The sequence below is a fragment of the Nocardioides bruguierae genome (assembly GCF_023656415.1).
Lineage (GTDB): Bacteria > Actinomycetota > Actinomycetes > Propionibacteriales > Nocardioidaceae > Nocardioides > Nocardioides bruguierae.
Window position 1 is genome coordinate 13,406 of sequence record NZ_JAMOIL010000034.1, and the last position, 13,973, is coordinate 27,378.

The 13,973-nt window shown below is 74.8% G+C and carries 13 protein-coding genes; 6 read left to right on the forward strand and 7 right to left on the reverse strand.

All coding sequences use genetic code 11. From position 1 onward, the window contains the following. Positions 1–122: 122 nt before the first annotated feature. Positions 123–2,066, forward strand: a complete 1,944-nt coding sequence (locus tag M8330_RS19075; RefSeq protein WP_250828614.1) for a GAF domain-containing sensor histidine kinase — start codon at positions 123–125, stop codon at positions 2,064–2,066. 21 nt (positions 2,067–2,087) lie between these two features. On the opposite strand, the gene M8330_RS19080 is transcribed toward M8330_RS19075, so the two are convergent. Together M8330_RS19080 and M8330_RS19085 are read right to left on the reverse strand one after the other, a co-directional pair. Then, positions 2,088–3,470: a dipeptidase gene (locus tag M8330_RS19080; protein ID WP_250828615.1), complete on the reverse strand. Its 1,383-nt coding sequence runs from the start codon at positions 3,468–3,470 to the stop codon at positions 2,088–2,090. Between the two features lie 10 nt (positions 3,471–3,480). Continuing rightward, a complete protein-coding gene (locus tag M8330_RS19085; RefSeq protein WP_250828616.1) occupies positions 3,481–4,101 on the reverse strand; it encodes an ArsR/SmtB family transcription factor in 621 nt (206 codons plus the stop codon). A gap of 75 nt (positions 4,102–4,176) precedes the next feature. Here M8330_RS19085 and M8330_RS19090 point away from each other — a divergent pair, with 75 nt between their 5' ends. Then, entirely contained in the window at positions 4,177–5,442 is a 1,266-nt protein-coding gene (locus M8330_RS19090) for an MFS transporter (protein WP_250828617.1), read from the forward strand. Positions 5,443–5,462: 20 nt separating this feature from the next. Next, entirely contained in the window at positions 5,463–5,822 is a 360-nt protein-coding gene (locus M8330_RS19095) for a sterol carrier family protein (RefSeq protein WP_250828618.1), read from the forward strand. Here the strand turns inward: M8330_RS19095 and M8330_RS19100 are convergent. After that, the gene (locus M8330_RS19100; protein WP_250051096.1) at positions 5,804–6,238 is read right to left on the reverse strand and encodes an SDR family NAD(P)-dependent oxidoreductase; all 435 of its coding nucleotides are present in this window, start codon (positions 6,236–6,238) and stop codon (positions 5,804–5,806) included. The two genes, M8330_RS19095 and M8330_RS19100, sit on opposite strands and share 19 nt — an antisense overlap. Before the next feature lie 98 nt (positions 6,239–6,336). Then, positions 6,337–6,960 carry a TetR family transcriptional regulator gene (locus tag M8330_RS19105; RefSeq protein ID WP_250828619.1) on the reverse strand — a complete coding sequence of 208 codons (624 nt, stop codon included), beginning with the start codon at positions 6,958–6,960 and terminating at the stop codon, positions 6,337–6,339. Positions 6,961–7,076: 116 nt separating this feature from the next. Between M8330_RS19105 and M8330_RS19110 the strand changes: the two genes are divergently transcribed. The 3 genes from M8330_RS19110 (at position 7,077) to M8330_RS19120 (ending at position 11,020) form a co-directional block, all read left to right on the forward strand. Beyond that, positions 7,077–8,561 carry an MDR family MFS transporter gene (locus M8330_RS19110; protein ID WP_250828620.1) on the forward strand — a complete coding sequence of 495 codons (1,485 nt, stop codon included), beginning with the start codon at positions 7,077–7,079 and terminating at the stop codon, positions 8,559–8,561. Positions 8,562–8,656: 95 nt separating this feature from the next. Further along, the gene (locus M8330_RS19115) at positions 8,657–9,493 is read left to right on the forward strand and encodes a DNA-formamidopyrimidine glycosylase family protein (RefSeq protein WP_250828621.1); all 837 of its coding nucleotides are present in this window, start codon (positions 8,657–8,659) and stop codon (positions 9,491–9,493) included. Positions 9,494–9,571: 78 nt separating this feature from the next. Then, a complete protein-coding gene (locus tag M8330_RS19120) occupies positions 9,572–11,020 on the forward strand; it encodes a methyl-accepting chemotaxis protein (RefSeq protein WP_250828622.1) in 1,449 nt (482 codons plus the stop codon). Between the two features lie 120 nt (positions 11,021–11,140). On the opposite strand, the gene M8330_RS19125 is transcribed toward M8330_RS19120, so the two are convergent. The 3 genes from M8330_RS19125 to arfB all read right to left on the reverse strand — a co-directional run bounded on the left by M8330_RS19125 (position 11,141) and on the right by arfB (position 13,924). After that, positions 11,141–11,998, reverse strand: a complete 858-nt coding sequence (locus tag M8330_RS19125) for an alpha/beta hydrolase family protein (protein WP_250828623.1) — start codon at positions 11,996–11,998, stop codon at positions 11,141–11,143. 39 nt (positions 11,999–12,037) lie between these two features. Further along, complete coding sequence (locus M8330_RS19130) at positions 12,038–13,420, reverse strand: outer membrane protein assembly factor BamB family protein (RefSeq protein ID WP_250828624.1); 1,383 nt, start codon at positions 13,418–13,420, stop codon at positions 12,038–12,040. A 66-nt stretch (positions 13,421–13,486) separates the two neighbouring features. After that, complete coding sequence (arfB, locus tag M8330_RS19135; RefSeq protein WP_250828625.1) at positions 13,487–13,924, reverse strand: alternative ribosome rescue aminoacyl-tRNA hydrolase ArfB; 438 nt, start codon at positions 13,922–13,924, stop codon at positions 13,487–13,489. Positions 13,925–13,973 lie beyond the last annotated feature (49 nt).

Sequence of the window (13,973 nt, forward strand, 5' to 3'; positions counted from 1 at the left end):
AGTGTCAGCGAACTCCGTACGTGGCACTCGCACCGATGCCGCGGAACCGCTCACGGAGCCGCGGGGAGCCTTCTAGCCTGGCAAGACCCCCCGCTCCCCGCTCCCCTCCCCCAGGCACGGTTGTGAACGACGACACCGAGACGACACCCCAGGCCCGGTCGGGCGACGGCGGCGCGCCCGCCGGCACGGCCGTGCGCCCGCGCCCGGTCGTGCCCGACCCGGCCTCCCTGGTACCCGTCGCCTCGCAGGTCGACGCGGTCTCGGCCCCGGCCGTCGACGTCGTCACCGCCCTGTACGCCAGCACCGACCTGAGCGCCACGCTGCGCGAGGTCGCCGAGGGCATGGCCCACCGCTGCGGCTTCCACTCCGCCGCCGTCAGCCTCTTCCGCAGCTCCGAGGAGCTGGAGTTCGTGGTCGTCACCGGCGACCCGGACGCCGAGGAGGCCCTGCGCGGGGACATCACGCCCACCTCCGAGATCCTCGGGATGATGTCGCAGGCGCTGGACTGGGGCCCCCTGCGCTTCGTGCCGCACGACCGGGCGCTCCAGTTCGCCGAGCACATCTACGTCGGCAGCGAGGACGAGGCGCCGCACCCGCGCGCGTGGCGGCCCTACGACATGCTGATGGCACCGATGCGCGACGCCCGCGGGCAGCTGCTGGGCATGCTCTGGCTCGACCGGCCGATCGGTGGCCTGCGCCCCGACGAGCACCAGCGCGCGTCGATCGCCCGGCACGTGGACGCGGCGGCCCGCTCGGTCGTGGTCGCGCTCGAGCAGCACCGGCTGGCCGAGGCGGTGCGCCTGGCGGGCGCGACCCGCCGCGTCGTCCGCACCGTCTCCGCACAGAAGCACCGCCTGCCCGACCTCGTCCAGGCCGTGCAGGAGATCGTGCGCGAGGGGTTCGGCGTGGACGAGGTGCACGTGCTGGTGCCCGACGCGTTCGGCTGGCCCACCGCCGACCCGCTGCTCGACCTGCACGAGGACGCACCGGCCGAGCCCGCCGAGACCCCGCCGTGGCTCGAGCCGCGGACCGCGCTGGTGCTGGGCGAGCTGGCCGACCGCTGCTGGAAGCAGCAGCGCAGCGCCATCTGCTCGGCCCAGCGCTCGGCGCCCGGGCTGCTCGGCAGCGACGAGCACGCCCACCTGGTCGAGGTGCTCGCCGCCTCCGGGTGCGAGTCGCTCATGGTCGCGCCGGTCGGCACCGGCAACGAGGTGCTCGGCCACGTCCTGATGGTCCGCTGCCGGCGGTTGGACTGGAGCGACGAGGAGGCCGACGCCGCCGTCGACATCGGCCACGACCTCGGCCGCGCCGTGCTCACCGCCCGCGCCCGGCAGCGCGAGGAGGAGGCCTCGCGCTACCGCGAGCAGCTGATGCGCACCATGGCGCACGAGCTGAAGAACCCGCTGGCCGCCTCGATCGGCTTCGGCATCGTGATGGGCGAGCTGCTGGACGAGGCGCGCCCCGGCATCGAGCCCGGCCTGGCCCAGCAGCTGGACCGCTCGCTGGCCGGCATCGGCCGCGCCTCCGACCGCCTGCGCGGCATCGTCGACGACCTGCTGGCCATGGCGCGGCTCGAGCGTGCCCCCTCGCTGCGCAGCCTCACGCCGGTGGACCTCACGGCCGTCGTGGCGGACGCGGTGACGATGGCCTCCGGCCAGGCCGCCCCTCGCGGCATCCGGGTGCTCGGCACGCTGCCGGACCACCCGGTGATGGTGCGCGCGGAGTCGGCGGACCTGCAGATCCTCGTCTCCAACCTCGTCGGCAACGCGGTGAAGTACTCCTACCCCGACGGCGAGGTGCGCGTGCGCCTGATCGCCACGCAGGACGAGGAGCCCTCGGTGGCGCTCACGGTCTCCGACGACGGCATCGGCATCAGCGTGGAGGACCAGGCCCGGCTGTTCGAGGAGTTCTTCCGCTCCGCCAACCCCGAGGCCGCCTCCGCCCCCGGCACCGGCCTCGGGCTGGCCATCGTCAAGCGCACCGTGGAGCGCTACGAGGGCCGGATCGAGGTCACCTCGGACCCCGGGCACGGCAGCACCTTCACCGCCGTGCTGCCCGGGGTCTGAGGTTCGTCAGTCCCGATCCTGTCAGTCTCGGGCGCCCAGCCGCGCCAGCAGCAGCGTCTCGGCCACGAGGACGCGCTCGAACTCGGCGAGGTGCAGGCCCTCGTTCGCGCCGTGCGCGCGGGTGTCGGGGTCCTCGACACCGGTGACCAGCACGCTGGCAGCCGGGAAGGACTCCAGGAACTCCGCGATGAACGGGATGGAGCCGCCGACGCCCATGTCGACGGGCTCGGTGCCGTCCCAGGCGTCGGTGAACGCGCCGCGGGCCACGTCGTAGTGCGGGCCGGTGGCCTCGATCGCGGTGGCCTCGCCGGTGTCGATGGTCGTCATCGAGAGCGTCGCGCCCCACGGGACGTGCTGCTCGAGGTGCGCCCGCAGGCAGGCCTCGGCGTTCTCGGTGGTGTCGCCGGGAGCCACGCGCATCGAGATGCGGGCGCGGGCGGCGGGGACGAGCGTGTTGGAGGCGCCGTCCACCTTGGGCGCGTCGAGGCCGGTGATGCTCAGCGCCGGCTTGGTCCACAGCCGCTCGACGGCGGAGCCGGTGCCGATCCACTCCAGGCCGGGCGCGGCACCGGACTCGGCGCGCAGCCGCTCCTCGGGGTAGTCCACGTCGGCCGCGGGGCCGGCGTGCAGGCCCTCGACGGCGACGTCGCCGGCGTCCGTGTGCAGGGTGGAGATGAGGCGCGAGAGCGCGATGAGGGCGTCGGGCGCGAGGCCGCCCCACATGCCGGAGTGCACGGCGTGGGTCAGCGTCCGCACCTCGACGTCCATGCGGACGAGGCCGCGCAGGCTCGTGGTGAGCGCGGGGACGCCGATGTCCCAGTTGCCGGAGTCGGCGATGACGATGACGTCGGCCTTGAGCCGGTCCTTGTAGGTGGCGAGCAGGTCGGGCAGCGTCTCGGAGCCGAGCTCCTCCTCGCCCTCGATGAACATGGTGACGTTGACCGGCAGGTCGTCGCCGAGCGCGCGGATCGCGCCGAGGTGGGCCGCGATGCCGGCCTTGTCGTCGGCGGCGCCGCGGGCGTACAGGCGTCCGTCGCGCTCGGTGGGGACGAACGGCGGGGTGTCCCAGTCGGCGTGGTCGTTCTCGGGCTGCACGTCGTGGTGGGCGTAGAGCAGGACGGTGGGAGCGCCCTCGACCTTGGCTGCCTTGTGCGCCAGCACGGCGGGGAAGCCGCCCTCGTGCGAGACGATCTCGGCGTCGAAGCCCTCGGCCGCGAACAGCGCGCGCACCGCCTCGGCGGAGCGGTCGACCTCGCCGCGGCGGGCCGGGTCGGCGCCGACGGACTCGATCTTCACCAGGTCCTCGAGGTCGCTGCGGATGCCGGGCAGGATCGCTGCCACCTTCGCGCGGGCGGCCTCCGTGGTCAGGGGGGTGCTCGGGGAGCTGCTCTGAGGGTTGCTCATGGGGCCGACCCTAGTCCTGGGCAGCGCCGGTGCCCGCGCCGCCGTCGGCGGGCCCTGCGCCCTCACCCGCGACCTCCTCCGGGTAGGGCAGGAGCATCGTGTGGAGGAGGTAGGTGCGGCGGCCGTCGTCCTGCCCCCGGTGGGCCTTCACCCGGGCGTCGACGAGGGCGGCGATCTCCTGGCCGAGCGCCTCGGCCTCGTCCTTGGTCAGGCGGACCGCCGCCTCGGTGACCGAGCGCTGCACCCCCGGCTCCCGCTCCGCGGCGAAGACCGCGTCGACCACCCGGTGGGCCTTGGCGGCCGCGGCGGAGAGGAAGACCCGGGCCACCGCGTCCCCGCCCGGCTGCAGGGCCGCGTCCGAGACGACCACGTCGGTCATCCCCGGCACGATCTCCCAGACCCGGTCGCGCCGGTCGCGAGCGTGCTCCGGCGCCTCCCGGACGAGGCCGTACTTGGCGAGCTGGCGCAGGTGGAAGCTCGCCTGGTTGGCCGGCACGCCGATCGCGGCGGCCACGTCGGCGGCGCGCATGGGCCCGACGGCGTCGAGCTCGGCGAGCACCCGGCTGCGCACCGGGTGCGCGATCGCACGCAGAGCGGTGGCGTCGGCAGGTCGCGGTGAGCTCTCCGGCATGCCTCGGATGATACGCACCAGAAATTGCGCAACAGTTCTTGCGCAACACTACGTGCGGAACTTAGGTTCCTCGCCATGACCTCCCTGCGCGGGCACCACGACTTCCGCCTCCTGTGGATCGGCCAGACGGTGAGCCAGCTGGGCGCGAGCATCAGCTCCTTCGCCTTCCCGCTCCTCGGCTTCGCCCTCACGGGCTCCACGCTGCTGGCCTCGACCATCGGCGCCGTCCACCTGCTCGGGCTCGTGCTCACGCTGCTGCCGGCCGGGGTGCTCGCCGACCGGGTCGACAAGCGACGGCTCATGCGGGGCGCCCTGCTCGCGGGCACCCTCGGCTACGCCTCGCTCGCGGCAGCCCTGGCGACCGGTGCGCCGCACCTGGCGCACCTGCTGGCGGTCGCGTTCGTCGGCGGGGTGGCCGCCGGCCTCTTCGACCCCGCCGAGAGCGCCGCCGTGCGGCAGGTCGTCACCCGCGAGCAGCTGCCGGCGGCGCTGAGCCTCAACCAGGCGCGCCAGCACGTGGCGTCCCTGACCGGCGGGCCGCTCGGCGGCCTGCTGTACGGGCTCACCCGGTGGGCGCCGTTCCTGGCCGACGCCGCCTCCTACGCGCTGGCCTGGCTGCTGCTCGGGAGGCTGCGCACCGACCTCGGCCCCGCCCCGCGCCCCGCGGACGAGGCGGACGCACCCGCCGGCCTCCGGGCGCTGCGGCACGAGCTCGCGCAGGGGCTCGTCTTCGTGTGGCGCCACCCGTTCATGCGGGTGCTGACGCTGTGGTCGGCGTCGGCGAACCTCGCCATCAACACGCTGTTCGGCGTCGCCGTCCTGCGGCTGGTCACCCTGGGGGTGCACCCGTTCCGGATCGGCCTGGTCGAGACGGCCGCCGGCCTGGCCGGGATCGTCGGCGCCGTGCTGGCGCCGCGGATCATCGAGCGCACGCCCACCGGCGCCCTCACCGTGCTCATCGCCTGGACGCCCGTGCCGCTGCTCGTGCCGATGGCCCTGTGGCCGCACCCGGCCGTGGTCGGCGCGGGCGTCGCCCTCGTCCTGCTGCCCAACGCGGCCGGGAACGCAGGCATCGGCGCTTACCGGACGCTGATCACGCCCGACCACCTGCTGGCGCGCGTGCAGTCCGCGATGCAGCTCGCCTCGATGAGCGTCATGCCGCTCTCGCCCCTGCTCGCCGGTCTGCTGCTCGAGGTGCTGCCCGGCACCGTCGCCGTGCTGGCCACGGGCCTGGTCTGCGCCCTCTCCGCGCTCGTGCCGACGCTCTCGCGCACGGTGCGCAGCGTCCCCCGCCCGGACCGGTGGCCGACCTCCCCCGAGGTGGCGACCGTCGCGACCTGAGCGCCGCCTACGATCGGGGCGTGCCCGCCCGACTCCGCCGCGCCTCCCTCGCCGAGGTCCGCGCCGCCCGCGCCGCGGTGGCCGACGGGAGCGCCGGCCGCCCCGAGCTGAAGCTGCTGGTCAAGCACTACCTCGCGGTGCTGGAGGAGAAGGCGCCCGGCGCCTCGGTGGAGGTGCGGGTGCCGCCCTACGCGGCGGTGCAGTGCATCCCCGGCGTCCGGCACACGCGCGGCACGCCACCGGCGGTCGTCGAGACCGACGCCGCCACCTTCATCGCCGTCGCCACCGGCGAGACGCCGTGGTCCGACGCGATCGCGAGCGGCAAGGTCTTCGCCTCGGGCGAGCGGACCGACCTGACCCGCTACCTGCCGCTGACCTGATCGCCCACGGCGGCGGGGTCGAGCAGGCGGACGACGGCCCCCGGCTCGGCCTCGGTGAGCAGCCGGACCGCGCAGGCGGGGTCGGCAGCCTCCAGGAGGTCCTGGTCGAGCCGCAGCCGCTGCGCGAGGGCGCGCACGCACGCCTCCGGCCCGCCGGCGACGAGCAGGTCGGCGCCGCCCAGGTCCTCCGCGCGGGCCGCGAGCCAACCCCGGTCGCCGCTGCGGGCCATGTCGCCCTGCCACGTCCAGGCCTGGACGCGCAGGCGCACCGCCTCGCGCGCGACCTCCTCGGCGGCCTCGACGTCCGGGTCCACGCAGAGCAGCCCGGCGCCGACGCGGGCCAGGCGCAGGGCCGCGTCGCGTCCGGGGGCGCTGCCGACGTCGGTGACGACGGCGAGCTTCCAGCGCAGGTGCACGCGCCCAGTCTGCCCCCGACGGGTGCGGCGTGGGGAGGGTTCCGCGCGGTCCGGGCTCGGCCGTGGATGAGCCGTGGATGAGCCGCGGTCAGCCGCGGTCAGCCGCGGGTCAGCGTGTGCAGCGAGGCCATGCAGGTGTCGTAGGTGGCGACGAGGTCGACCTCGCGGCCGCGGTCGGCGGCGACCGCCCAGGTGTCGAGGGCGACGCGCAGGCAGGCGAGGCTGACCTCGACCACGAGCCGCACCTCCACCTCGCGCTCGGGCCCGTACAGGGCGAGCAGGTGCTGGACCAGCGCGTCGGTGCGCTGCTCGTCGCGGTGCAGGCCCGCCATCCGCACGCTCGGCTCGGCCAGCGAGAGGCGCCGCACGCGCAGGAGCACCGAGCGCGCCTCGTCCCGCCCGAGGCCCTCGACCACCGCGCGCCACAGCGCCTCGACCTGCGGCACGAGCGGGCGGTCGGCGCTCAGGGCCTCGATGCGGGCGGCGATGCCCAGGTCGATCTCGACGTCGGGCACGTACGCGGCGAGCTCCTTGGAGCCGAAGTACCGGAAGAACGTGCGGCCCGAGATGCCGGCGGCGGCGGCGATGTCGTCGACCGTCGTGCCGTCGACGCCGCGCTCCTCGAAGAGGGCAAGGGCCGCCAGGGCGATCTCGCGCTCGGTCTGGAGCCGGCGACGCTCGCGCAGGCCGAGGGGCTCGGGGGCCGTGGTGACGTCGGTCATGCGCCCCTCCCGGGAAGAAAAGTCAGTTGACGAAATGTTGGCAGTGACTGACACGATAGCCCGTGCCGGCCGCTCGACCGGCACACCGCTCCCCCGGACCAGGAGAGAACCCCCGCGTGACCGCGCCCACCGACACCCCCGCCTCCACGGCCACCACCGAGGACGCAGCCACCTCGACCTCCGGCACCGGCCGACTCGTCGCGCTGCTCGTCTGCTCGGCGTTCGTGGTGATCCTCAACGAGACGATCATGAGCGTGGCGCTGCCCGACCTCATGCGCGAGTTCGCCATCGGCGCCTCCAGCGCGCAGTGGATCACCACCGCGTTCATGCTGACCATGGCGGTGGTCATCCCGATCAGCGGCTACCTGCTGACCCGGCTGCCGCTGCGCACCGTGTTCATCGTGGCGATGACGGCCTTCAGCGTCGGCACCGCGGTCTCGGCGGTCGCCCCGGTCTTCGGCGTGCTGGTGCTCGGCAGGGTGATCCAGGCCAGCGGCACCGCGGTGATGATGCCGCTGCTCATCACCACCGTGATGACCATCGTCGAGCCCGAGCGGCGCGGCCGGATGATGGGCACCATCTCCATCGTCATCTCGGTGGCCCCGGCCATCGGCCCGACGATCTCGGGCATCATCCTGCAGTCGCTGTCGTGGCGCTGGATGTTCCTCTTCGTGCTGCCCATCGCCCTGGTGGCGCTGGCGGCCGGCGCCCGGTGGGTCCGCAACGTCACCGAGCCCCGCGCGATCCCGCTGGACGTGCTCTCCGTCGTGCTCTCGGCGATCGGCTTCGCCGGACTCGTCTACGGCCTGGCCGGCTTCGGCGAGGCCGCCGAGGGCGACCCGCTGGTGCCGCTGTGGGTGCCGCTCACCGTCGGCGGCGTCTCGCTGGCCCTGTTCGTCGCCCGCCAGCTCGTGCTCAAGGACCGGGCGCTGCTCGACCTGCGCGCCTTCGCCAGCCCGTCCTTCTCGCTGGCCATCGGCCTCATGGCCGTCGTGTTCGCGGCCCTGTTCGGCGTCATCGTGCTGCTGCCGCTGTACCTGCAGAACGCGCTCGAGCTCTCCGTCCTGCAGACCGGCCTCATGCTGCTGCCCGGCGGCCTGTGCCTCGGCCTCCTCGCCCCGTTCGTCGGGCGGGCGTTCGACCGCTGGGGCCCCCGGCCGCTCGTGCCGCCGGGCATCGGGCTGGCCGCCGTCGCGCTGTGGCTGATGACCACGCTGGACGTCGACTCCTCACGCCTGGTCGTCGTCGCGATGCACGTGGTGATGTCGATCGGTCTCGCGCTCGCCTTCACCCCGCTGATGACCACCGCCCTGGCTTCGGTCCCCCCGCGGCTCTACAGCCACGGCAGCGCCATCCTCGGGACGCTCCAGCAGGTCGCGGGTGCCGCCGGCACCGCCCTGTTCGTCACCCTGCTGACCCGCCAGGAGGTCACCTCCCTGGCGGCCGGCGCCCCCGAGACGGTCGCGACCGCCGACGGACTGCACGCCGCCCTGCTCGTGGCCAGCGTGGTCGCCACCGTCGCGTTCGCGCTCTCGTTCGCGATCCGCCGCGCGCCCGAGCACGCCACCGAGCCGGGCGAGCACGCCGTCCCCGCGCACTGACCCACGTCTGCCCCCCCCACCCCGCCGAGTCGGCAGCAGCTGTCACGGCGCGGTCGGGCGAGGTGCGTGGCGGGGCCGCTGGGTAGCGTCGAGGCATGCCCGAGGGAGACACCGTCTACCTGCTGGCGCGCAAGCTCGACCGCGCGCTGGCCGGTCGGACGCTGGCACGCTCGGACTTCCGCGTCCCGCAGCTGGCCACGCGCGACCTCACCGGCCGCGAGGTGCTGGGCCACGACACCCACGGCAAGCACCTGCTGACCCGGTTCTCCGGCGACGTCACGCTGCACTCGCACCTGCTCATGGACGGTGAGTGGTCGCTGACCGGGCCCGGCAAGCGACTGCCGGCACGGCTGCAGGCCGACGTCCGCGTGGCCCTGGAGACGACCGAGGGCGGCACCGCCTGGGGGCGGCGGCTGCACCGGCTCTCGCTGGTGCCGACGGCCGAGGAGTCGTCCGTCGTGGGGCACCTCGGCCCCGACCCGCTGCGCGACGACTTCGACGCGGACGAGGCGGTGCGCCGCCTCTCCGCGGACCCGGCGTGGCCGCTCGTGAGCGCCCTGCTCGACCAGACCCGCATGGCCGGGCTCGGCAACCTCTGGGCCAACGAGATCGCGTTCCTCACCGGCGTCAGCCCGTGGACGGCCGTCGGGGACGTGGACGTGCCCGCGCTGGTCGCCCGTTCGGCCCGCGCGCTGCGACACTCAGCGCTCGTGCCCGGCGCGTACCAGACCACCACCGGGCGGCCGCGCCCCGGCGAGGACCACTGGGTCTACGGCGCCCGGCGGCGGCGCTGCCTGCGCTGCGGCACGGCGATCCGGCGGGCCGAGGAGATCCCGAACGACCCGACCAACCGGCTGACACAGTGGTGCCCGCACTGCCAGCCGGGGCCCGGGCCCGAGGCGAGGCTGACCGGGCGCACCATCGGCACCTGACCTCGGCCCCTTCCCGCGCACCGTGAAGAAGTCGTGAGGGCGCTGCCACGGGTGCGGGTCGCTGCCGATGGCGTGAGCATGACCCTGCTCGCGCCCCCGCCCGTCTCGTCCCGGTCCGCCGGCTCGTCGACGGCCTTCCCCGCCGCGGACCCGAGCGGCGCCCCCCGTACCTCCCCGTCTGCCTCCCCCGGCGGCTCGTGGATCCCCCGAGGCGCCCAGCTGACCGAGGCCCAGTTCCGGGCCCGGCACAACGGCATCAGCGTCATCACGGCGCTGCACATCCCCGTGCTCGTCGTGATGGCCTGGGTGTGGCACCCGTTCGGCACCGCGGACGCCCCCTCGCACGCTGAGCACAGCTCGGCGGCCGCCAACCACGGCTGGATGGCCTGGACCGGCGTCGCGATCGTGATCGTCGCCTTCGCCCTCGGCCGGGTGCTGTCCTCCCAGGCCGCTCGCGCCACCGCGATGTCGACCTCGCTGATGATGACCTCGGTCGTGCTCGTGCACGTCTCGGGCGGCCTCACCGACCTGCACCTGCACTTCTTCGTAACCGTCGCGATCGTCTCGCTCTACCAGACCTGGACGCCGTTCCTCGTCGCCATCGGCATCGTCGCGCTGCACCACATCGGGATGAGCCTGATGGACCCGACGATGGTGTTCTCCGACGCCCGCGCCCAGGCGCACCCGATCCTGTTCTCGCTCCTGCACGCCGGCATGCTGCTGGCCGAGTGCGTCGCCCTGGCGGTCTCGTGGAAGTTCACCGAGGACGCCGACGCCGAGCGCCGCGCCCAGCAGGCCAAGGCCGAGGCCGGGGCGCTCGAGCAGGTCGCCGCGCAGCAGCGCCTCGCCGAGGAGCAGTCCGCGGCCGCCGAGCGTGCCGAGGCCGAGCTGGTCACCCGCCAGGCGCGGGCCGCCGACATGGAGCAGCGACTCGTCGCCCTCAACTCCGCCGGCGACAGCCTGCGCGGCAGCGTCACCGAGTCCGAGACCGTGATGGCCGAGCTGCTCGCCGCCGCCGGCGAGATCGAGTCCGCGGCCGCCACGGCCACCGCCTCCGCCGACGCCGCCAACGCCTCGGTCACCGCCTCCAACGAGGTCATCCGTCGGCTCGAGCAGTCGGCCTCGCAGATCGCCTCGATCGCCCAGACGATCACCGGCATCGCCGAGCAGACCAACCTCCTGGCCCTCAACGCCACCATCGAGGCGGCCCGGGCCGGGGACGCCGGCAAGGGCTTCGCCGTCGTGGCCGGCGAGGTCAAGGAGCTGGCCGGCGAGACCGCCCGCGCCACCGAGCTCATCGGCGGGGTCGTGGACGACGTCCGCAACGGCACCCGCGACGTGCTGGCCTCGGCCGGCGAGATCGAGTCCGTCTTCGCCCGGGTCACCGAGGCGCAGGCGGTCATCTCCAGCGCGGCCGCCGTGCAGAAGTCGGCTGCCGACACCGCCCGCGGCGCCATCCAGGCCGTCGCCCGCACCACCGAGCAGGTCACGGACGAGGTCGCGCACCTCGCCCAGCAGCGCGACTGACCGCTCCCCCTGCCCCCCCCCGGCGCGACGAGGCCCGGGTGACCACGCACCGTGGTCGCCCGGGCCTCGTGGCGTCCGGCTGCTGGTGCCGCCCCCTCCGCCGGTGTCGCGCGCGGTGGCTCAGCCGGCGAGGCCGTCCACGATCTCCAGGGTGCGCGCCCAGGCGTCGGAGTCGGGGTCGATGACGGTGAAGTGGTCACCGTCGACCTCGACCAGCGCGGCGGTGGCGCCGGCCCCGGTGGCGGCGTCCACGTAGGCCTGGGACTGGGTGAGCGGCACCGTCGTGTCGCCGCCCGCGTGCACGCACCACACCGGCACGTCGAGCGGCACCTGGGAGAGCGGGTCCACCGCCTCGTCCGCCTGCCCGTCGCCGAAGGCGTGCCCGAGGAAGTCGGTGACCGCGCCGCCCCCGAGGTTCTCCCGGGTGGCACCCGCGAGGTCGAGGACGCCGGCCTGGCTGATGACGTGGGTGAGGACGCCGGGCCCGCCGGGGCCGGCCGCCCAGGTGATGAGGTGCCCGCCGGCGGAGTGGCCGATGCCGACGACCGTGTCGAGCGGCAGGGGTGCGCCGACGGCGGCCTCGATCGCGGCGTCGTCGGTGAGCAGCGCGAGGGCGGCCGCGACGTCGTCCAGCGTCTGCGGCACGCCGCCGCCGTTGCCCACGCGGCGGTACTCGGGCACCAGCGTGGCCCAGCCGCGGTCGACCAGGCTGGGGGCCAGGGGCTGGGCGTACTCGACGCCGTACTGCGCGCGCCAGAACCCGCCGTGCAGGAGCACGGCGACCCCGACCGGGGTGCCGCCCGGCACCGTGAGCTCGGCGACCTGGCTGGGGTCGTCGCCGTAGGTGAGGCGGACGGGGCCGGTGGCGGCGGGGTCGGACACGGCGGGGACCTCCGGGGGTCGGGTGCAGGCAGCGAGACCGATGCTCGCGGTCACGGCGCCGAGGGCGGTGAGCAGGTGGCGTCGGGTGAGGGGCACGGGTGGGGTTCGAGGCCGCGGCGGGGCCGGATGGCTCGCTCAGCGCAGCATCGTGACCGAGTCCTCGGCGTTCACCAGCACGCCGCCGATGGCCGGGACCGCGACACCGGACTCGACAGCCCCGTCACCCAGGTCGCTCCACCGGACCTGCCAGAGCTCGTCGCCGTCTTCCAGCGACACGGCCCGCAGGACCTTCTCGGTGATGGCGAGCGCCTGGCCGTCGGCGACGCCGAACGGCAGCGCCCGGACCGTGGCGATCTCCGACAGGGAGCCGTCGAGGATGCTGACGCCACCGTCCTGACCCGAGACGCCGCCCAGCGCGAGCACCCGCACGTCGTCGCCGCGGCTGCCCACCGGCCACCAGGCGGCGCCCTCGGGCTGGACGGTGCGCTTGCCGTCGCGGGTGATCAGGTCACTGTCGATCGTCGGGTCGACGGCCATGAGACCGGCGCCCCAGGACTCCGGCTCGATGATGTCGTCACCCGCGGTGGAGCCGGTGGCGGTGCGCTCGTAGAGCACCGTGCCGTCGGTGGAGAGCACGGTGGACGACCGGCCGACACCCACGCCGAGGAGGTCGCCGGCGGCCGCGACGGCCACCTCGTCCCCGGCCGCTCCCCGCACGGTGCCGAGGTCGGCGGTGACCTCGCCGGTCGCAGCATCGTGCTCCAGGACGTCCAGGTCCGCGGTGACCACGTAGAGGCGATCGCCCCAGGCGGTGACGGCGGCGACCGGGTCGTCGGCTCCCCAGCGCTCGTCGCCGGTCGCGGCGTCGCGGGCGAGGAGCCCGTCGTCACCCCGGTCCACGACCACGAGGTCGCCGACCGGGACTCCGCCGGCGTCGGACCACAGCGTCTCACCGCTCTCGGCATCCAGCATGGCGGCGCCGTCCTCGCTGTCGACCCACACCAGGGAGTGGTCGTCGGAGACGACCGGCTCGATCTCGTAGAGATCGGGCTCGGCGAAGAAGTCGTCGGGCGTGTCCTCGACGTAGACCTGCCGCCAGGCCTCCTCGCCGTCGGCGTCGAGGGCGACGAGGTCCTGCCCCGTCCACAGCAGCGCGCCTCGGCCCAGCGGCCAGACCTCGTCGACGGACTCCTCCTCGGCGGACGTCCACGTCCAGGCGACCTCGGAGACCTCGTCGACCGCCGGGGTCCGCGGGCGGCCCTCCGGCGTCAGCCAGCCGTCGCCGCCGAGGGTGAAGACCGGCTCCGCGTCGGCCAGCGGGTCCTCGGCCGTGAGCGTGGTGACGACCTTCGCGATGCCGCCGGCGACCACCACGAGCAGCACGAAGCCGATCAGCACCCGCAGGCCGCGGCGGTTGGTCGAGGCTCCCTCGAGGACCTCGGCCGGCTCCTGCGCCGGCTCGTCGGTGGGCTGGTCGGTGGGCTGGTCGTCGGTGTTCTCCGGCGGCGTCTGGCTCACGGTGTCCTCGTTCGGGATGACGGGGTGGTCAGGGGTGCTTGACGGGCACCGTTCTACCGCAGCGCGTCACGACCAGTCGCCGCCTCGTCCCTTCTGACGCCCTTTCTTGATCTCCCCGCGCTGCTTCTTGGCGTCGAGGCGGCGGCGCTGGGAGCCGCGGGTGGGCTTGGTGGGGCGGCGCTTCTTGGGCGGCGGGGCGAGGGCCTCGGCGAGCAGGGCGGTCATCCGCTCGCGGGCGGCGCGGCGGTTGTCGAGCTGGGCCCGGTGCTCGCTGGCGGTGACGACGACGAGGTGGCCGTCGACCAGCCGGCTGCCGAGGCGCTCCTTGAGCCGGGCACGGGTGGGCTCGGGGAGGTCGGCGTGGTCGAGGTCCAGCAGCAGCTCGACGCGGCTGTCGGTGGTGTTGACGCCCTGCCCGCCCGGCCCGCTCGACCGGCTGAACCGCTCGGTGAGGTCGGACCCGCGCAGCGTCACGTTGCGGGTCAGCGGGAGGTCGTCGGGCACCCCTCCAGGATGGGCCCTCCCCCGGCGTCCTGGCTCATCGGTGGGGGCT